General features: G+C 43.6%; 15 protein-coding genes, 3 pseudogenes and 1 riboswitch. Of the genes and pseudogenes, 10 read left to right on the top strand and 8 right to left on the bottom strand.

The annotated features are described in order from the left end of the window. Positions 1 to 521: 521 nt before the first annotated feature. From BAZ21_RS30310 to BAZ21_RS30320, 3 genes are read left to right on the top strand one after another with little or no spacing between them, the layout of a single operon-like run. Positions 522 to 782 (top strand): PTS transporter subunit EIIB, encoded by a 261-nt coding sequence (locus tag BAZ21_RS30310; RefSeq protein ID WP_373441568.1) that lies wholly within the window; start codon positions 522 to 524, stop codon positions 780 to 782. A 50-nt stretch (positions 783 to 832) separates the two neighbouring features. Further along, positions 833 to 1,363 (top strand): PTS transporter subunit EIIC, encoded by a 531-nt coding sequence (locus tag BAZ21_RS30315; protein ID WP_373441569.1) that lies wholly within the window; start codon positions 833 to 835, stop codon positions 1,361 to 1,363. Then, entirely contained in the window at positions 1,360 to 2,091 is a 732-nt protein-coding gene (locus BAZ21_RS30320) for a PTS transporter subunit EIIC (RefSeq protein WP_373441570.1), read from the top strand. The genes BAZ21_RS30315 and BAZ21_RS30320 overlap by 4 nt, the downstream gene beginning before the upstream one ends. Before the next feature lie 17 nt (positions 2,092 to 2,108). Here BAZ21_RS30320 and BAZ21_RS28165 read toward each other — a convergent pair. Next, positions 2,109 to 2,255 (bottom strand): annotated as a pseudogene (locus BAZ21_RS28165) (PTS glucose transporter subunit IIA); the annotation flags it as partial. Positions 2,256 to 2,451: 196 nt separating this feature from the next. Here BAZ21_RS28165 and BAZ21_RS22145 point away from each other — a divergent pair. Further along, positions 2,452 to 3,900, top strand: coding sequence for a 6-phospho-beta-glucosidase (locus tag BAZ21_RS22145; protein WP_068505092.1), 1,449 nt, complete (start codon positions 2,452 to 2,454; stop codon positions 3,898 to 3,900). 460 nt (positions 3,901 to 4,360) lie between these two features. Continuing rightward, positions 4,361 to 4,468: pseudogene (locus BAZ21_RS30325) on the top strand (TerB N-terminal domain-containing protein); the annotation flags it as partial. 119 nt (positions 4,469 to 4,587) lie between these two features. Here the strand turns inward: BAZ21_RS30325 and BAZ21_RS22150 are convergent. From BAZ21_RS22150 to BAZ21_RS22165, 4 genes are all read right to left on the bottom strand, one after another. Next, positions 4,588 to 4,923, bottom strand: a complete 336-nt coding sequence (locus tag BAZ21_RS22150) for a helix-turn-helix domain-containing protein (protein ID WP_068505093.1) — start codon at positions 4,921 to 4,923, stop codon at positions 4,588 to 4,590. 150 nt (positions 4,924 to 5,073) lie between these two features. Next, on the bottom strand, positions 5,074 to 5,667 hold the full coding sequence (locus BAZ21_RS22155; RefSeq protein ID WP_068505094.1) for a TasA family protein: 594 nt from the start codon (positions 5,665 to 5,667) through the stop codon (positions 5,074 to 5,076). A gap of 98 nt (positions 5,668 to 5,765) precedes the next feature. Next, positions 5,766 to 6,350, bottom strand: a complete 585-nt coding sequence (gene sipW / locus BAZ21_RS22160; RefSeq protein WP_068505095.1) for a signal peptidase I SipW — start codon at positions 6,348 to 6,350, stop codon at positions 5,766 to 5,768. A 3-nt stretch (positions 6,351 to 6,353) separates the two neighbouring features. Next, on the bottom strand, positions 6,354 to 7,484 hold the full coding sequence (locus tag BAZ21_RS22165) for a hypothetical protein (protein ID WP_256022322.1): 1,131 nt from the start codon (positions 7,482 to 7,484) through the stop codon (positions 6,354 to 6,356). A 439-nt stretch (positions 7,485 to 7,923) separates the two neighbouring features. Further along, a riboswitch (cyclic di-GMP riboswitch) is annotated at positions 7,924 to 8,009 on the top strand. Between the two features lie 37 nt (positions 8,010 to 8,046). Here BAZ21_RS22165 and BAZ21_RS28180 point away from each other — a divergent pair. The 3 genes and pseudogenes from BAZ21_RS28180 to BAZ21_RS30330 all read left to right on the top strand — a co-directional run bounded on the left by BAZ21_RS28180 (position 8,047) and on the right by BAZ21_RS30330 (position 11,243). Further along, positions 8,047 to 8,223 carry an anti-repressor SinI family protein gene (locus tag BAZ21_RS28180; protein ID WP_084011834.1) on the top strand — a complete coding sequence of 59 codons (177 nt, stop codon included), beginning with the start codon at positions 8,047 to 8,049 and terminating at the stop codon, positions 8,221 to 8,223. A gap of 424 nt (positions 8,224 to 8,647) precedes the next feature. Then, positions 8,648 to 9,367, top strand: a pseudogene (locus BAZ21_RS29425) (helicase-related protein); the annotation flags it as partial. Between the two features lie 1,591 nt (positions 9,368 to 10,958). Then, positions 10,959 to 11,243 (top strand): helix-turn-helix domain-containing protein, encoded by a 285-nt coding sequence (locus BAZ21_RS30330; protein WP_373441571.1) that lies wholly within the window; start codon positions 10,959 to 10,961, stop codon positions 11,241 to 11,243. A 179-nt stretch (positions 11,244 to 11,422) separates the two neighbouring features. Here the strand turns inward: BAZ21_RS30330 and BAZ21_RS22195 are convergent, their stop codons facing one another. Together BAZ21_RS22195 and BAZ21_RS22200 are read right to left on the bottom strand one after the other, a co-directional pair. Beyond that, positions 11,423 to 12,766 carry a CoA transferase gene (locus tag BAZ21_RS22195; RefSeq protein ID WP_256022323.1) on the bottom strand — a complete coding sequence of 448 codons (1,344 nt, stop codon included), beginning with the start codon at positions 12,764 to 12,766 and terminating at the stop codon, positions 11,423 to 11,425. A gap of 431 nt (positions 12,767 to 13,197) precedes the next feature. After that, a complete protein-coding gene (locus BAZ21_RS22200) occupies positions 13,198 to 13,818 on the bottom strand; it encodes a TetR/AcrR family transcriptional regulator (protein ID WP_068505100.1) in 621 nt (206 codons plus the stop codon). A gap of 162 nt (positions 13,819 to 13,980) precedes the next feature. On the opposite strand from BAZ21_RS22200, the gene BAZ21_RS22205 reads away from it, so the two are divergent. Together BAZ21_RS22205 and BAZ21_RS22210 are read left to right on the top strand one after the other, a co-directional pair. Further along, on the top strand, positions 13,981 to 14,421 hold the full coding sequence (locus BAZ21_RS22205) for a DMT family transporter (protein ID WP_068505101.1): 441 nt from the start codon (positions 13,981 to 13,983) through the stop codon (positions 14,419 to 14,421). Between the two features lie 358 nt (positions 14,422 to 14,779). Then, positions 14,780 to 17,794, top strand: a complete 3,015-nt coding sequence (locus tag BAZ21_RS22210; protein ID WP_068505102.1) for a flavocytochrome c — start codon at positions 14,780 to 14,782, stop codon at positions 17,792 to 17,794. Positions 17,795 to 17,875: 81 nt separating this feature from the next. Here the strand turns inward: BAZ21_RS22210 and BAZ21_RS22215 are convergent, their stop codons facing one another. After that, a complete protein-coding gene (locus tag BAZ21_RS22215) occupies positions 17,876 to 18,853 on the bottom strand; it encodes an FAD:protein FMN transferase (protein ID WP_068505103.1) in 978 nt (325 codons plus the stop codon). Positions 18,854 to 18,899 lie beyond the last annotated feature (46 nt).

The following is an 18,899-nucleotide window of genomic DNA, read 5'->3' on the forward strand; positions in this document are numbered from 1 at the left end:
AGGTTTTAGTATTCCGTTTCGGTATCAGTATAAGAGCAAACTTTGGCCATTGTCAATAACTTGATCACAAAAAAGAAAATCCAATATTCATTTCTCCCATCCGTATCAGCTCATTTTTTTAAGATAAAAATGTATCATATAAAAAATGTTATCTGTTCACATGTTTGAGCGTCTTAACCTATTTCCAAAACTAAAAAAATGCTTGCAATTTTTAAAAAAGCTGTTTTATTATTGTCCGCAAAGGAAGCTTGTACATCAACTGGATTGCAACTGTTCAATCAGGCAATACCACCTCTGGCCAGAGAAGACGTATCTTCAGCTAACTTTTAAACAAATTTAGGGTTGTCACATAAGTGAATATCACTGTACAGCCTTACAGGATTGTAACCGTTGAAGGGCAAAACCTGGATTGCTGAATCTCACTACATTTATGGAGTTTTTTGGGGATTAGTGCGTGGTTCAGTCGTTCGGGTTTCTATGTTTGTTCACAGGATAAGTCTAGCTAGAGAGGGAGAACATTCATGAATTATGATCAATTGGCCAAGGATATTTTGTCTCGTGTTGGAGGTGCTGATAATGTAAACAGTGTTATCCATTGTGTCACAAGATTGCGTTTTCAATTAAAAGATGAAAGCGCGGCCAAAACCGAAGAGTTGAAAAGTCTATCTGGAGTTATTACGGTCATGCAAAGTGGGGGCCAATATCAGGTTGTCATTGGGAACGAGGTGCCTGATGTATATAAGGCCATAAGCAGAATCGGGAATTGGTCAACCGTTGACTAACAACAGATGATTCAGTGCCAAAAGGAAGCATGTTCAATCGATTTATCGACATGATTTCTGGTGTGTTTCAACCTTTGCTTGGATTATTGGCAGCAACAGGCATGATTAAAGGTTTCAATGAGATGTTTCTTTCTTTCGGTTGGATTACTGAAGCATCTGGAACTTATCAATTGTTGAAAGCTGCAGGAGATTGTCTGTTCTACTTTTTCCCCATCTTCTTAGGTTACACCGCAATGAAAAAGTTCGGCGGATCACCGTTCCTTGGTATGGCCATCGGAGCTGCCCTGGTATATCCAACTTTGTCTGGCTTAACCGTGGGAAATCCGTTATACACTTTGTTCGAAGGCACGTTATTTGAAGCACCAATTCATATCACATTTTTAGGGATTCCTGTGATTTTAATGAGTTATTCTTCTTCCGTTATACCCATTATTTTGGCATCGTTCTTCGCAGTAAAAGTAGAAAAACTCTTGAGGGAAGTAATTCCTCAAGTGGTTAGAACGTTTTTAGTTCCTTTCTTTACCATGCTTGTCATCGTTCCGACTACCTTTCTGGCTATAGGTCCGATTTCTACAGGTTGATTGGAGCAGGGGCAACAGGAATATACGAATTAAGTCCTATCATAACGGGTCTGGTTATTGGCTCATTATGGCAAATATTAGTTTTGTTCGGTCTACACTGGGGTATAATTCCGGTAGCGTTACTTAACATAGGAACACTAGGATCAGATCCAATCATGTCGTTGTCGTTCGGAGCTTCTTTTGCACAGATCGGTGCTGTGTTAGCTGTTTTAATAAAAACCAAAAACCGTAAATTCAAAGCTCTTAGCGTACCAGCGTTTATTTCCGGCATTTTCGGTGTAACTGAGCCTGCAATTTACGGGCTTACTCTCCCTTTGAAGAAGCCGTTTATCATGAGTTGTATCGCAGGCGGAATCGGTGGGGCGCTTCTAGGATATGCTGGATCGAAGTTTTACATCCTTGGCGGACTTGGCGTATTTGGCTATCCAAACTTTGTAAACAAAGAGACGGGCATTGATTTCAGCTTCTATATGTCTCTCGTAGCGACTTCAATTGCGTTCATTGTTGGTTTTATCCTGACATACTTCGTTGGTTTCAAAGATCCGATTGAAACGCCAGCAACGGAAGAATCAAAACGGGAAACGGAATCTAATTTAAACCAAAAATATGAAATAGCCAGCCCTATGGCTGGTGAAGTGGTTAAACTCAAACAAATCAAAGACGAAACTTTTGCTGGAGAGCATATATCGACTCGATCTCCGTTCTTAACAAAAGCTTTGAAATGCTGACCTTTCAATTGTACGGTATCCTGCCCGATATGGATGAGTATCTCCACGTCATCATCACTGACTAGTCCGATGGCATGCTTAGTGCGATATATCGTTTGTACAATCCCGTTGACGGGCGATACTACTCGGCCACTCGTAGGACGAATCGCTATACCTTTGCCCATGTGATGTGATTGTAGAGTTTGATCTGCAGGCCATCAAGGATGCTGGTTACGAAACGGTGACACCGATTATTGTGACTAATACGTCCGCGTATCTCGACATTGTGGGGACGAAAAACACTATTGTCAACGAAAAAGACCAATTAATAAGGGTACTTGGTTAGAGCAAGAAGCAATATAACTTAGGAGGAGTTCTAATATGTTTAAAAAAATCACTAAGTTTCCTGATAATTTCCTATGGGGAGGAGCGACTGCAGCAAATCAGATTGAAGGAGCATATTTGGCCGATGGAAAAGGTCTTACGACAATAGATCTAATGCCAACGGGTCCCAAACGAAATCAAGTCTCTATGGGAAATCTCGATTCATTCGGACCTGAAGAAGGTGAATTTTATCCTTCACATGAAGCCATCAATTTTTATCATCGCTACAAAGAAGACATTGCACTTTTTGCTGAAATGGGATTCAAGTCCTTCAGAATGTCCGTTTCTTGGGCACGAATTTTCCCCAATGGGGATGATTTAGAACCAAATGAAGCTGGATTGAAATTCTATGATGACGTCTTCGACGAGCTCTTGAAGTACGATATTGAGCCGGTCGTAACCATTTGTCATTTTGATTTACCTGTGAGCCTGGCTAAAAATTATGGTGGTTGGAAAAATCGAAAAATGGTTAGCCTGTTTGAAAGGTATGCAAAAATATTGTTTGACCGCTATAAAAACAAAGTGAAATACTGGATGACATTTAACGAAATTAACATGCTATTGCATCTTCCTTATACCGGAGCAGGTATCGTGTTTGAAGAAGGTGAGGACAAGCAACAGGTACTGTACCAAGCAGCGCATCATGAACTGGTAGCCAGTGCGCTCGCCGTGAAAGCTTGTCATGAAATGATACCTGACGCAATGATTGGATGTATGTTGGCTGCTGGAAATGCGTATCCTTACAGCAGCAATCCGGAAGATTATTGGGAAGTAATGAAAATGGAGCGCGATTCATACTTTCTGATTGATGTGCAGTCCAAAGGGGAGTATCCAGGATATGCCAAACGTTTTTTCATTGAGAATGGTATCGAATTGCAGCTCGAACCTGAAGATTTGGAGTTGTTGAGGAAGCATACCGTTGATTACATCGGCTTCAGCTATTACTCCAGCCGTTGTACCAGTGCTGATCCAGAAATTTTAAAAAATTTCACAGACGGTAATGTTTTTGGTTCCGTCATCAATCCTTATCTAGAAACTTCTGAGTGGGGATGGACCATTGACCCTAAAGGAATGCGTATTACTTGTAATCAGTTATACGACCGATATAACAAACCACTATTTATCGTTGAAAATGGTCTTGGTGCCCAAGATATTCTCTTGGTCAATAACACGGTAGAGGATGACTATCGTATTGATTATTTAGATCGCCATTTTGCCGAGATTGCTGAGGCTATTCAAGACGGTATAGACATTATGGGATATACAAGTTGGGGGCCAATAGATCTCGTAAGCAACGGTACCGGTGAAATGAAGAAACGTTATGGTTACATTTATGTCGACAGAAATAATGATGGTTCTGGCACGCTTAGAAGAATTAAAAAGAAAAGTTTTCATTGGTACAAAGAAGTTATTGCAAAAAATGGAGCACAATACTTCCAGAAATAAGTGATTTAACAACGTAAGAAGGGGAGTCAGTGCTATTTGAACTGACTTTCCTTATAAGTAGCTTGTTGAAAATGTACCTAGCAAGGGGATTAGAATGACAAAAAATAAGTACCTAACAGACTTGCAGTATGTCAAATCATTCAATAGAGAGTATCATTAAAGACTACAAAACTAAGCTTTTTGCCGATACAAATCTCTATATATACGACAACAGGGAAATGTTTCACTAGGTAATAAATCGAGTGATATCTGAGCTATGTCTCAACTATTTTTACGAATGGCTTAAAATAGCGGTACATGGAGCTGAACAAATTAGTGTTCCAAATTGGACTAAAATAGAAATGATGTTGCAAAATAGTATTCCTAGAACGATTCTAAAACATAACTCAGATGTAAGGCACAAACAAAAGATTGAAATCATCGTTCCAAGTGTAGCGAGAACTATTAATGGTATTTTTACTGGAGAACCGAAGTCAGAAACATGCGATACCCGGAGACAGACCTATCCTATATTTTTCTGCATATCTATGAGTTCATTAATGGAGTAGGCTGGGCGGAGCCATTCTGAGCGGATGGACGATCCACAAGCAGCGGCAGGCCGGATACAAAATGGTTTAAGGCAACCCAAAAGCGCGAGCCGACAGGGGAGATATCCCTGTCGGCTCGCGCTTTTTTTTGCGCTGGCCGTTATTCCTTTTGTCCCATTTTCCACTTCTTGTATTCGAGGAAGTCCTTGAACTCTTTTTTGCTGACGCCCGAAGCCATTGCTTCCTGCACCAGCTCCCACCATTCCGGGTCAAGCAGGTCCTCCGCAGGGCGGTCGCCGTACAAGAGCAGGTGGATCGAAACGTTTAAAGCATCGGCAATTTTCTCGATGAAGGAAATGGAAGGATTCGATTGAATATTTCGTTCGACATTGCTCAGGTAGGATTTTGCCACATCCGCTTTATCCGCAAGCTCGGACAAGGAATACCCCCGATCCTGGCGGATTTTTTGGATGCGGTCGCCAATACGTTCTGCCATGTAGCGATCGCCCTTCTATCAGAATAATTTGATGTCATTATATCAAAATATACGTGATAGGACAAAGGCGTAAAGTCGGAATTTCGTTAAGTAAAGAACACCTTAACCCAGGACCGGGGTAAGGTGTTCTGCTTCGGTTTGACGGCTGACTTATTTGGCTTCTCCTGCGCCTTGCTTCGCTTCGAATGTCCATTTCAGGTTCAAAGCGTCACCTTGGAACTCGTTTTGATCCTGACCGTTATCCTTGAATTCGAACTTGACGATCAGGTCGTCGGTATCTCCGGCTTTCAGGCCCCCGTGCTCTTCGAACCAGGCCACCCATTTGTTATCCACGGCGTCAGGGGCTAGATTTTGCAGATCATACAGCGAGGTTTGGTAAATGACGGTTTCATTTTTGTCGATGTTCTTCAAAAATTTAACGATGACATGTTTGCCGAAGTCATCCACGTTTTCAGGGGCGCCCGGCTTATTCGTAACCGTATAAGTCGTTTTCAGCAATACCTTGGCGATGTCGAGCGTACCGTCGTTTTTCAGTTTGAACGTGCGGATTGCGAAATCCCCCGGTTTGAGGGTGCCCACGTCAATGATCGCCGTCGGATCGGCGTTGAGATCCAAGGTGCCTGCGGCGAACGTGCCGGTCGTTTCCACGGAATCGCTAAAGTAAGCGAACGTGCCTCCGCCGATCAAAGTCAATCCAAGCGCTGCGGCGGCTACTCCAATACCCAAAGTCTTTTTGATCCCCATACAAAATACCTCCCTAATTTTAAATGATTTTTTTATATTGCACCCTTATGAAGTCATAAGGAGAACAACCGAAAGTTAGAAGCAAGCGATTTAGTGTGTTATGGGGCCTTGGTGTCCGGTTGGGATACGTTCGTGTCCGACTTCTTGTCTTCCAGCGCCGAAATGGCTTTCCATAAGGACGCTAAGGCATACAGGAACAAAAGGACCCCCGGGATGATCAACAGTGTGACGTTCCCCAATTTCGTTCCGGCGAAGTTGAGAACGTATCCTACGTAAGGGACGGTAAAGCCGGTGTAAACACCGGTGACATTGGCCGGATCAACCGGCTCCAGGTCGGCGGCATCGTTGTTGTCTCCCTTGGTCCGGTAAAGGAGCTGACCGGTTAGCTTATTGTGGGTTACTTCGACGATGCGGTGGGTAATCAGCTTCTTTTCGTCCGCCCGGAAGGTGATGACATCGCCTGCGGTAAATCGGGTCATGTCGCCTCCGGGCTTAATGGCCACGATGGAACCGGTAAGTATGGAGGGCTCCATCGAGCCGGACAATACCGTTTTCAACTGATAACCGTAGAAATTCGGTTCGCTGCCGGACATTTTCGACATGACGACGGAGCCGGCCACGGTAATAAAGACAGCCGCCATCAGAAACGTCAGCGCATTTCCCAACCATTTTCGAATCCGCAAAACTCATTCACCGCCTTTCGGATCATTTGCGGAAGAGGGGGCGGCATCGGCATCGGCGGAATCTCCAGCGGAGGAGGAATTTTCGCCCGCGTCGTCGTCGCCATCCGCAGGAGTCCGTACATCCCCGCCGCCCGTCTCGCCAACCGTCGGGGTCTCCCCATCGGCAGGCGTTTCACCCTTTGCCGGTTGTTCGTCTCCCAGCGGAGGCGTTTTGCCGTCGTCCGGGTTCTCGGTCTCGTCCGGGGCTGCCGTTTCATCCTCTCCGGCTTGCTCTTTCTGCAGCTTCTTCAGCCGTTCGATTTTCGCCAGCCGCTGCGCTTTCGTCTCCGTCAACAGCTGCGCTCTCTGCGCCTCCAGACTGGAGATGTTGGCGGTCATACCTGCTATGGCCGACTGCAGGGAGGCCTGCACGCTTTCAAAGTAAGCGAGCAGCTCTCCTCCGACGGGGTCTCCATCGACAGCGATCCGGCCATCGAAAGGTTGGGCGAAGGCAAAGGCTGCATAGCTATCGGCCTCAAAGCTGTCGGACGTCATCAATCCTAATTGATGGACGGAACGCAAGTAGTTCAGGATCTCTTGCAGCGTCCCGCTTAGCGGATCGGAAAGCAATCCGTGCCGCTTCAAAAGGTCGGTGATGCGGTCCAGCAGCGTCGTTTGCGACAGATTGGCGCAATTCGGCTCCAGCTCGTTCAGCGAGGTTAGCAGTTCATGAATCAGCGCGGAGGAGGCGGCAAGTTCCTGAAGCAGTTCCTGCCAAATGGACTGATTCAAGGCCTTTTGCTGCTCCAACTGCTGAATCATGGCGTTCAATTCACCGATTCGCTCTGACAGGTCGGCCCCGTCCGCCTCCGACCGGCTGCTGACCTCGAATCCGCTTGCGCCCATCAATCTTCCTTTTAATGAAGCGGCCCGTTCGAGGTGCTCAGCCAACAGCGAAAGTTGGCTTTCGATTTGGCTGGGGAATACCCGGCAAGCCTTAATTTCCAAATTATCCTCGCGTACGCTGGTGAATCCTCCGAAGGTGGTGCCGACTTGCTGGGAGGTCCACAATAGCAAGGTAGAAAGGATCAATCCGGATTGCAGCAATTTAACCATAGTTTGTTTCTTTCGTTTTTTGCGCAGTTTGCGGATCACGTCAGTCCGGGATCTTCGCAGAAAAGGTTCCTCCTTTCTAAGCAGGGTTTCGTCTGTTCGTTGACGTGTTCGTTATTAAGAATGAATTCCGCGACTTGAATATACACGAAATCCTAGAAGAAAGGAAAACCGGAAAATCATTAGAAAATTCTCAATAAAGAACGAAAATCTTGAATTTCCTTGATATTTTGGCCGTTTACATTTATTTTCTATGAATTTCGTTCTTTTTTAAGAACAAAATCTTGTTTTGTGGCTTGCATCAAATTTTTTACTGTAATTGACAAGGAATGTAACCTATAAACAAAATACGCTAACTTTTCCCACGAAATCTGCTTGTTTGGTCTACGTGGAGCGACATACTTTTCATATCGGGGACATTATAATAAGAACCAAGGAAGCTTTCTGGCTGAAAGCCCGTTATCCATTGGCAAACTATAGCACCAGCAAAGGGTAAACCTGCCCGGAAAGCAGGGGCACAAAGTCCCAGATCTAAGGTAGAGATACTAGGATGGCTGGTCTACCCGGGACAAGCCCAAATAATGATCTTAGGAGGGGATTGCTGTTGGAAAAGTCCGCCCAGGTTATTGTTCGTGATCGGTCCCCTGGGGAAATCGATCCTGAATGGGTGGTTCTGCTCGCTATAGCCAAGGAGGCGGGGATATCCATCGAGGAGGTTCGGCGATTTTTGTCGGGGGAACGATCATCAAATTATGCTCAATGGCATTTACATAATAAATAGCTGGAAAAGGGAGCTGGAGAATCGTCTTGAGCGGAAGTGGGACGATTCTTTTTTCGGCGATTTTTCTTTGGAGGCAAAAAGGGGCGTAAAACGCGGCGCCAGCGCGGTGCGAGGGGAAAAACGGCGATTTTTGTATGCCAAAGGCGATTCAGGGGTCAAAAAAAGACAGTCCCTAAATGTGCTGGGACTGTCCTTATTCATGTAGCAATTTCCTAATATACGTTTTAAGTAATCTTTTATATTGGGCTGCTACATTAACTTATTTATTTGATCTTCTAAAGGTCAGTTGATTCCATTTTTCGTCATACGACTCAACGTTCTTCCTCACAACGAAAGAACGATCAGTTTTGAAGAACCCTTCTATATATATGAAATGTTCCAAGTTATGTGGAAAAATATAACTGGCCGTGGGCGTATGGACCATAATTATGTTTCAGTCAAAGCATGGCTTGGGGCTGGAAGCCCGCAAGCAGTGGAAGTCGTGTCCTCTTCAGCTGGCCGCAAGCTTCGGCTACGGGTGGATCATTTTTCATTCCCGGATGCCCGTGATGAGGAACAGGCAGAGCAACTGCAAAATGCCAAAAAAGCTTACTATAATCACATTTACGAGAGCACCCACCTCAAAAAAGCCCTGATCTTCACAAATAGCCGCCCAGATGCAGAAATGACTACCCTGGAAATGAGAAGGATCGCTGCGCGACGCCATCAACCAGATGTGTTCTATGTCCATCACGGGAGTATATCGGCAATGCTTCGAGAGGAGACGGAGAACGCACTGAAAAGCGGTCCGGGACCTGCTGTAGCTGCCGCAACGCTAACATTGGAGTAGGCATTGATTTAGGTGAATTGGAGCGAATTGTCCAGCTTGGCGCTCCTTACAGTACATCCAGCTTTGTGCAACGGCTTGGCCGATCCGGCCGGAGGGAGGATATGATGTTTGTTATTCATGAGGAAGAAAGACGAAGAAGCACCGCTTCCTGCTCGAATTCCGTGGACCTTGCTGCGGGCGATTGCCGTCATCGAGCTGTATGTTCGGCATAAGGAGACTCGCAAGCTCCCGATCGGTACAATGTATCATCAGACCATGAGCATCCTAAAATCCTTATTTGACTACTTACAAAACAAAGCTGAAACAAGTGATCTAAAGCCCTATATCCAGCGTAATGTTATGGAGCAAAATGGATTTAAATGCAGTCAAAGAAAGTCAGGAGACCATTGCGAACCGTATCGAAGGAAAAATTCTCAGAGAAGAGGATTTTGAAACATTCTCAATACAAACGACTATGATCTATACACATTTAACAGATGAAGAAATGCGAAACGCGGTTAATAATATGGATAAGTGATGAGTAAATGACACAAAGTTGCCTACTTGGTTTGATAAATAAGATAAAATTACCTCATTCCCTTGGAGAAAAAGAACTAAGTCACTAATAGTACGATTAAACTGCTAAAGTAGGGAACTTTGTGTCAATGTACAAATATGTCGGGTGATAAGAACATTATCTCATTAATTGCTGCGAAAATCGCGGCTTTTTTATTTTATGGGATAAAGTTCTTGTCAAAACCAAATGACAAGAACTTTATCCCATTTCCGATTTTGACAAGAATATTATCTCATTCCTGAAGAATCAATCCGGGTTATTGAATCATTTCACGAACGAGCAGCGACTATCATAGGAGCATCCCTTAAATCACAGGCTTGATCGTTCACGGCAGAAAGTGAAAAATCTGTAATCTCAGGACATCATCGGAAGTATTGAGAAGCGGATAGGCGAATTGAAGATTTCAAACATTTATACAATAAGAAACGTCCCTGTTGTCTTCCATATCTTCAGTCTTTTTAACCGCTGGCACAAGGTTCCGCAGCTAAGTAACGTACGATATACACCTCGCCGCTTGATATACCTTGTACGTGCCATTCAATAAAGCTATCATCTGTCTGTGCTGCAAGCTAAACAACCATGAAGTAAGAGTAATCCGAGTCTAGGCATGATAACATAGGATTCATGTTTATTGTCGTTCAATTATTTATATTTGAGAGTAATCAACTCTTGGTTTGTAGAATTCAGCATGTTTTGTATGATAATGAATGCATTTTCTGCTTGCTGATCAACAGGGGGAATGAATTGTCGTCAACTCGAATAAATGGGCCACCTCGGTGGTTATCAAATCCGATAATTCTTCAACAATTATCGAAGGACAAGAATATAGTCGCATTCAAAGTCGCTAAATTAGCGGCTGTTTGTTTTATGGGAGCAAGCTCTTGTCCTGAGCTGACGCCACAATTATTCTTTAGGTGAAATTGAGGAGTTTCTTCAATATATAAGTAAATTCATATAATTTTCAAAGCACAAACATTGAAATACACTTGAGAGATAAACTCTAAAAAAGTCCGATCGAATATAACAATTAAGAGCTAAGAAATAAAAAAACTGCTCGGCCGAAAATAGACGACGAGCAGTCTTCGTTATTTAGTAAGGCAACGTCTCTTTTAAACTCCTGAATGTTCCCCCTAGTTATAGTCAAATAAATCATACTACAGTTGAATCAGATAAATAGAGAAAACAGGATTATAATAAAGAGAGAATTAAGGCAAAATGAATAAACGTCTACTTAAAAAACCGATCTTCTGAATGATTATTGGTGTAGATGCCTACTAGAGTGGATGTACAACTGGAAACTCCTAAGTGTGCACTTTCGTTAGAGGAATACGCACATGTAAGAAGCAAATGGTGCAATTATACGAGAACGGAAAGTCCAGAGCAGATTTGGTGGAGGAATATGGCCTCACAGCCTCGGCTCTAGATCGCTGGATTAAGCGTGAAGTAATTGATTGGATTCAGCTAGCTCAAAGTGGAGATAGACAGGCAGAGGCTGAGTTGATCGAGCGTTACGAACCGTTAATCAACAAGTATTCAAGACAAGACGGCAAACTCAATAAGGATTGCGGACAACAATTGGTTTTGGAGTTCATTCTAGCTGTTCGTCGCTTCGATCTCACCCGGTATGATCAATAAAAGATGTTTTGAATCTGTGCTTATTAAGTAAAAAACCTCCTCCACTACTTAAAAGCGGTGAAGGAGGTTAGCCTATTTAAGGCACAAATTGAAAACCAAAGGTAAGATTTGGCGGCTGCTGCAGGACAAAATCCTGCAGCAAGCCACCGTTATTTTCACTTTCAGTGGGGAAGGTGCCTTTATCGTGGCAACCATTCAGCCTTGTCGCTGCCAAGCTCGGGCGTTGTATTAGACCACCGTGGAGAAGTCTCGGACATCCGGATTACCGGGCCCAAACTCTTCAGATCGCCGTAAATCGTATTATTGTCGCATACCGCATAAGATTCAAATTCTGCATCGGACAGCCGGCCTGGGGCGTGCTCGAAGCTTTTCAGCAATCCTTGTCTTTGTAGGAGCATTGCGGACTGGCACAGCGATACATGCACCCGATAGCTTCCTCCTTCGCGGGCACGCCGTGCCAACGCGATCATGGCTCCAAAGCCAGCAAGAAACCCGGTAAGGAAATCACACAAGTATACCGGGGTCAACTTGGGTTGACCAGCCTTTTCCGCGATTCCCTGCGTATGACAGATCCCGGTCACCGCTTGTGCGATCTGATCCCAGCCGGCGCGCGATGCAAATGGCCCTCCAGAACCATAACAGTTTACACTCACGTATACCAGACCCGGGCGCAGCTTCATCAGATCACCGGCCCCGAAGCCATGGGCTTCAAGGCGATGTGGACGATACCCCTCAATGAACACATCGGATTCCCGAACCAAATCTCTAAGTCGGTCCGCTTCACCAACAAGGTTAAAATCAAGGAAGCAGCTGCGCTTGCCATGACTGGTGTCTCGGACGAAAGAGGGCACCTGAGGCAGATGGGGAGCGGAGACCATCAAGACATCTGCACCATGCTCAGCCATGCTGATTCCTGCTGTCGGGCCAGCCAAAATGCGGGTTAAATCCAATACTCTCACTCCCGATAACGGCTGTGGCTGAGTTCCAGGGGGAAGCGGTTCCGGAGCGCTGTCAGCAATTTTTGTAATCTCTACTACGGGACGCGATGCCAAGTAGGCCCCATGAGGATGTACCAGCCATTCTTCCGGAGTGCGAACAACCCCGCCACATGCGTTTACGGCTGCCAACGCCTCTTCAAGGTCGTCCGCCTTCCAGCGACGTACGGCCTGAGCAACGGACTCCGGCGCATTTTCGCATTTTAACACATCCAAGACCCGACGCTCAAGATGCGGAAGGTTGAAGTGCGGCACAAACCAGCGATGATCTGCCGTCTGCCAAGGCTGGGTTAACGCCACCATACGTTCCATAGCTTCCGAGATTGGGACAGGCCGATACTGTCCGTTCTCATCACGCTTGAGCGTCATGTCTTCGCCGCCGAGACATGTTGCAGCAGCAGCCCTCACATCGACATTGATAGTTTGCCGCCGGCCAGTGCGCAGTTGCCACAGATCATTAACGGCAACGGCTCTTGCCGCTAAGACGTCGGCCAACGTCTCGCCCATACGAAAGGGTGATCTAAACAACGGATCTTTACCAGTAAAGTTAACCTCGTTTTGGTCAAGCTTATTACCAGAACGAATTTCCATTAATTCCGAGAATGCACCAGTTTTTCCTAATCTATCGCTCATATTACTCACTCCCTAAAATAATGTTTGAAAAATGAATTTTTCAGTAAAATGATATTGAAATAAGGGCAATAAGATAGTGTACCTTATACAAAATCATCCAACGCTCATTTTATACAATAATTATTCTGCCCGGTCAACCTTTTTTGGGGTGTAGTAAGCTTTAAAATACTACGGAATTCTGAACTTTTATAGGTACTGTTCAAAGCGGATAAAAAGAAAAACGCCCTTTTCGACCTAAAAGGTTCGAGCGTTTTAAAGTGTTTGTTCTTCTGTGATTGAGTTTTCTACCTCGGGTTGCTCCGTATGAGAGGGAGGCTCAAGGGGGGTTACTTCTTTGGTTCGAAGAAGCCGGAATTATTCAGCATGCTCATGACTGTCTGCAAACATGCTTCCCGATAGAACTCATGAAGATCATCCCGATCCATCATTAGCCATTGGATCAGGTAGCCGTCAATAACTGCGCGAATCTGCGGAGCTGTCTGCTCAGCGGAAAGATTTAAAGCAAAAATCCCTTCTTTTTGCCCCAACTGGATAATTTCCTTCCCAATAGCGTTGCAATTATCATAAAACTGTTGATTGATTTCACGGTAAACCGGATTTCGGCTTGCTTTGGCTAGAAAGTCCAAATATACCCGATAAAATGTGCGGTTCTTCTCGGGAGAAACAAATACAGAGCTGATATACGCATGAAGCTTCTTGACGGCGGATTCTTCAAGCTTTATAGCAGCGCATTCCTTTTCATAGATTTTCATTGTCAGCCATTTCAACAGTTCAATAAGAACCGTTTCTTTACTCTCGAAATAATAATGAACAACTCCCTTACTCACCTTCGCATAATCAGCGATAACCTGAAGCGTTACGGAATCGAAGCCAAGCTCAGAAACCGCTTGAAAGGCAGCATACAGGACCAGTTTTTGTTTTTCTTCAGATTTTTTATAGCGAACCATATGACCTCCAGAAACTCCTGTATTGAATATAATCCAGTATATCACAAACTTTCGAACATTCATCATGTTCGCTTCATTGCGCCAAAATAATATTGACCAGTCGAAATAATTATTGTATAAGAAAAAGATACTATTTAATTTTTAAAAGGAGATAAATTTTGTATGGCTATTCTATTAATGTTATTTGCAATATTAGCAGGGATGGCTCTCCCCACCCAATTTAGCGTTAATGCGCAATTAAGAACCGTAGTGGGCTCGCCAATTATAGCTTCTGCCATTTCATTTATGGTTGGGGCCGTGGCTTTAATCATCGTATCGTTATTTGGAAAAGGAATTTATATTAAGAAAGAATGGTTTGAAGCACCTTGGTGGATGTGGACAGGGGGATTGTTGGGCGCTTCCTATGTGCTGGCAACCACTATACTTATGCCTAGAATAGGCGCGGCTGCCACAGTTGGATATATTCTGGCAGGACAAGTAGTGGCCTCCATTTTAATTGATCACTTTGGTTTAATTGGTGCACATACGCATACGTTGAGCTTTCCTCGATTATTAGGAGCGCTTTTGGTGATTGGAGGAATCATTTTAATTCAAAAATTTTGAATTTTAATGACTGGCCTAAGGCATAAATGACATGATCCAGAGTTAAGAAAAACTTATTTCTTAGCTCTTTTTTCCTGACCACATAGGATTATGATTCGTTAATCATCCATAAGAAAAGTTGACCAGTCAGAATAAATTTTGTATAAATGAGTTGAAGCAATTTCATACAAAGGAGAGGATTATTTCATGACTGCGACGTTTTAAGTGTATCCAGAAGGATAGATTGTTCGGTCGTAATGGTGAATTTGAATGGTCCAACATGAAAAGATTGAATATTATTTTTTTAAAATCTCAGGTGAAATAATTCACAATTTAAGCTTTTAAAATAATGTACAAACTATTTTGAGGAGGATTATTCATGAACAATTTGTTTAGCCCACTAACGCTACATTCCGGAGCTGTTTTAAAGAATCGTATAGTCATGGCACCAATGACGATTCAATCGGCGTTTTATGATGGTCGAGTGACAAATGAAATGATAGAGTATTACGCTCTACGCTCGGGGGATGTGGCGGCAATCATTGTAGAAAGTGCGTTTGTTGAGAATCATGGGCGTGGTTTTCACGGAGCCCTAGGCGTTGATACCGATGCTAAAATCGAAGGATTAAGTAAGCTTTCGAGTGCGATTCAGGAAAAAGGATCCAAGGCTATCCTGCAAATTTATCATGCAGGCCGAATGGGGAGTCCAGAACTTAATGGTGGAGCCCAGCCTATTTCCGCAAGTTCGGTAGCGGCGCTGCGCGATGGAGCGGTTACTCCGTTAGAAATGTCGGCTGAAGATGTAGAGGAGATGATCTATCGTTTTGGAGCTGCAACGAAACGGGCGATCATGGCCGGATTTGATGGTGTGGAGATCCATGGAGCAAACACTTACTTAATCCAGCAATTCTTTTCGCCACATTCCAATCGTCGTCAGGATAAGTGGGGCAGTAGTCGTGAAAAACGCACGGCATTTCCGATCGCTGTATTGGAAGAGGTTCAAAAAGTAGTAAAAGAAATGCGTGTTGACGATTTTATTATTGGGTATCGTTTTTCGCCCGAAGAAATTGAAGAACCGGGTATTCGCTTTGAAGATACAATGTATCTATTAAATACCTTAGCAGCCTATACTCCTGATTATTTCCATTTCTCTATGAATAACTGGCAAAGATCATCTATTGTAGATACAGAAGACAAAGAATTATTAATTCATAAATATCGTAAACAACAAGCAGCAGATCTGGCAAAAGTACCTATTATCGGAGTTGGAAGCATTCGACAAAAGGCCGATGCGGAAAAGGCTTTGGAAGACGGATATGACATCGTCAGTGTTGGCAAGGCCTATTTAGTTGAACCTACATGGGCCACGAAAGTTAAAAATAACGAAGAATGTAAGGTTCTTGCTGACATTGACGAGCGGGACAAATTGAAAATCCCGGCACCGCTATGGGATGTTATGGATTCACTGATTATTGACCGTCAAGAAGAAGAGCGAAAACTCGCACGCATGAAAGAATTACAAAATATTAAAGTTAGTTTTGTTCCAGGTACTTATTTTGTATCGGCTCGGGGACACAATGGCAATTTACCAATGGAAGTGACTTTTTCCGAAGATAAAATCATGAGTATCGTGGTGGATGATCGCCAAGAATCGGAAGGAATTGCGAACCCTGCTTTTGAACGATTGCCGCAATTAATTATTGATGGTCAAACGTTAAATGTGGATGTGATTTCCGGGGCTACCGTAACCAGCCAAGGGGTGATTGATGGGGTTGCTGAAGCAATAGATGCAGCTGGCGGAAATTCAGAGGCACTGCGTTATCGGCCCAAAGCCACTGTAGAATGGTCAAATAAAGTCATCGAAGAAACAGTAGATATTGTTGTTGTCGGCGGAGGAGGTGCTGGATTAAGTGCAGCGGTTTCGGCCTTAGACAAGGGGAAGTCTGTCATTTTGCTGGAGAAATTTCCGGCCATTGGTGGAAATACGGTTCGTACCGGCGGTTGGGTGAATGCTGCGCAACCTGAATGGCAAAAAACTTTTTCAAGTCTGGACGGCGAAAAAGAAACTTTAGCAGCATTGGCTAACACCCCTTATTCTGAGTTCAACGGACGATATTTAGATGATTTCAAAGTGCTGCAGCAACAAATCGCAAGCTATTTGGCTGACGTAGAACAAAGTCACAATTACTTGTTTGATTCAGTAGAATTGCATCGAATCCAAACCTACCTTGGTGGGAAACGAACAGATTTAAAAGGAAATACAATTTACGGTCAGTACGATCTGGTGGAAAATTTAACGAATCGCGCCATGGAGTCCGTGAACTGGTTGTCCGATAAAGGAGTGGGCTTCAACACAAGCGTTGTTGACATACCTGTCGGAGCATTATGGCGCCGCAGTCACAAGCCTAAACGGCCCAAAGGTGCTGAATTTATTGAGGTATTGCAGAGAAATGTAGTTGAAAAAAATGGACGAATCATGACCGATACCAAGGCTGAACACTTAATCGTTGAAGATGGAAAAGTAGTAGGCGTTGAAGCTAGCAAACCCAATGGAACAAAAGTGATTCTGCATGTAAATAACGCCGTCATTTTAACATCCGGCGGTTTTGGCGCCAATACCAAAATGCTGCAACAATACAATACCTATTGGCAGGATATCCCTGACGATATTAAAACAACAAATTCTCCGGCTATTACAGGTGACGGGATACGGATGGGAGAAGAAGTTGGCGCTGATTTGGTTGGCATGGGTTTTGCCCAACTAATGCCTGTTTCTGATCCGAAGTCAGGAGCTTTACTGACAGGGCTGATTGTTCCGCCGGCCAATTTTGTGTTTGTTAATCAGGATGGCCAACGTTTTGTTGACGAATGCGAAAGCAGAGATGTGTTGTCAAAAGCTTTCATAGATCATGGCGGATTAGTTTACATGATTGCCGATGAAGAAATCCGTAAGACAGCGGCCAACACTTCTGATGAGAAAATAGAGCGTGAAATACAGGAAGGCGTTATCTATCAAGCAGATACGCTGGAAGAACTGGCCCATCAAATTGGTGTGCCTGGCGATGCTCTGATCGAGACGATTAAGAAGTATAATCAATATGTCGATCGTGGTCATGATCCGGAATTTCATAAGAGTGCTTTTGATTTAAAAGTTGAAAAGGCTCCCTTCTATGCAACACCACGAAAGCCGGCTATCCATCATACAATGGGCGGGCTGAAAATTGACACAGAAGCTCATGTCATTAATAAGGATGGAGATGTTATTCCTGGGTTATATGCTGCTGGCGAAGTTGCTGGCGGGATACATGCCGGGAATCGTCTCGGAGGGAACGCTTTAATTGATATCTTTACGTTTGGACGTATTGCCGGTGAAAATGCGGTGGATTTAAAGTAAAACACTTTCCAATGCAAAACAAACCGAGCAAGCAACCAATCTTAATGAGGCCGCTTGCTCGGCTTGTCTTTTTTGAAGGGATTATTCACAGACACTAGATACCCAAAAATTAGAAGCTTGTTCAGTATCAACTGATTGATCAGCCATTAATCCTGAAGTGACAAACATTTTTCCGTCTTTTGCTATGATGATTCCTTCAATATTTTTTTCGGCATCCAATCGTTTAATGCTTATATTGGCTGAATCGGCAAATCCCAGCGTTGTCCAAATCTCGCCAGCAACGGAATTGTCGGAGATGATTGTTACGCTGGCAATGTCATTCTCTAATGGGTAACCAGTTTTTGAATCAAGGATATGGTGGTATGTATTATTTTTTTGATGAAAGTAACGTTCGTAGATACCTGAAGTGACAACGGATCGATTTTTAGTTAGTACAACTCCAATAATATTCCCTCTACTTTTAAAGGGATTTTGAATGCCTACATGCCAATAACCATCTCTCTGTACCGGTGAAGATCCGATGGATAGGACATTACCACCTAAATCAATAACCCCATTTTTAACTCCGTGTTCAATAAAGAATCGTTTTAGCTGGTCAGCAAAATATCCTTTAGCAATGGCGCCTAAATCAATGGCCATACCCCTCTTCATCAGATAAATGGAGTGTTGGGAATCATTCAGTTCAATTTTTTTGGGATTTATTAGTGATAAACAATCACGAATTTCCTCTTTGCTTGGTACCCTCGCATGTTTAAATCCAATATTCCATAACTTTACTAAAGGACCGATAGCAATATTAAAAATACCATTGGAATTAATACTTACTTCTTTTCCTAATTTAACTAAATCGTATAAATCCTCACCAACTGTTACAGCTTGAATGCCAGAGTTTTGATTTACTTCAATCAGTTCAGAGTAAGTTCTGTTGATGGTATAACGAGCTTCAAATTTCCTCAATATATTCTGAGCTTGATTTAGCAAGTAATCCCCATTTTCATGATAAATGCACAAATTAATAATTGTCCCCATCATTTGAAAGCATTTTGAGTGTTTGTTCATTTCTGCAATCTGTTCCTTTCTATTCGTCTAACCGTATTATACTACA

This window comes from Paenibacillus kribbensis (genome assembly GCF_001705305.1).
GTDB lineage: Bacteria > Bacillota > Bacilli > Paenibacillales > Paenibacillaceae > Paenibacillus > Paenibacillus kribbensis_B.

Excerpts from the sequence above, each read along its gene's own strand:
- BAZ21_RS30310 (WP_373441568.1), top strand. The coding sequence starts at position 522 with ATGAATTATGATCAATTGGCCAAGGATATTTTGTCTCGTGTTGGAGGT.
- BAZ21_RS30315 (WP_373441569.1), top strand. The coding sequence starts at position 833 with ATGATTTCTGGTGTGTTTCAACCTTTGCTTGGATTATTGGCAGCAACA.
- BAZ21_RS22145 (WP_068505092.1), top strand. The coding sequence starts at position 2,452 with ATGTTTAAAAAAATCACTAAGTTTCCTGATAATTTCCTATGGGGAGGA.
- BAZ21_RS22150 (WP_068505093.1), bottom strand. The coding sequence starts at position 4,923 with ATGGCAGAACGTATTGGCGACCGCATCCAAAAAATCCGCCAGGATCGG.
- BAZ21_RS22155 (WP_068505094.1), bottom strand. The coding sequence starts at position 5,667 with ATGGGGATCAAAAAGACTTTGGGTATTGGAGTAGCCGCCGCAGCGCTT.
- BAZ21_RS22200 (WP_068505100.1), bottom strand. The coding sequence starts at position 13,818 with ATGGTTCGCTATAAAAAATCTGAAGAAAAACAAAAACTGGTCCTGTAT.
- BAZ21_RS22205 (WP_068505101.1), top strand. The coding sequence starts at position 13,981 with ATGGCTATTCTATTAATGTTATTTGCAATATTAGCAGGGATGGCTCTC.
- BAZ21_RS22210 (WP_068505102.1), top strand. The coding sequence starts at position 14,780 with ATGAACAATTTGTTTAGCCCACTAACGCTACATTCCGGAGCTGTTTTA.
- BAZ21_RS22215 (WP_068505103.1), bottom strand. The coding sequence starts at position 18,853 with ATGAACAAACACTCAAAATGCTTTCAAATGATGGGGACAATTATTAAT.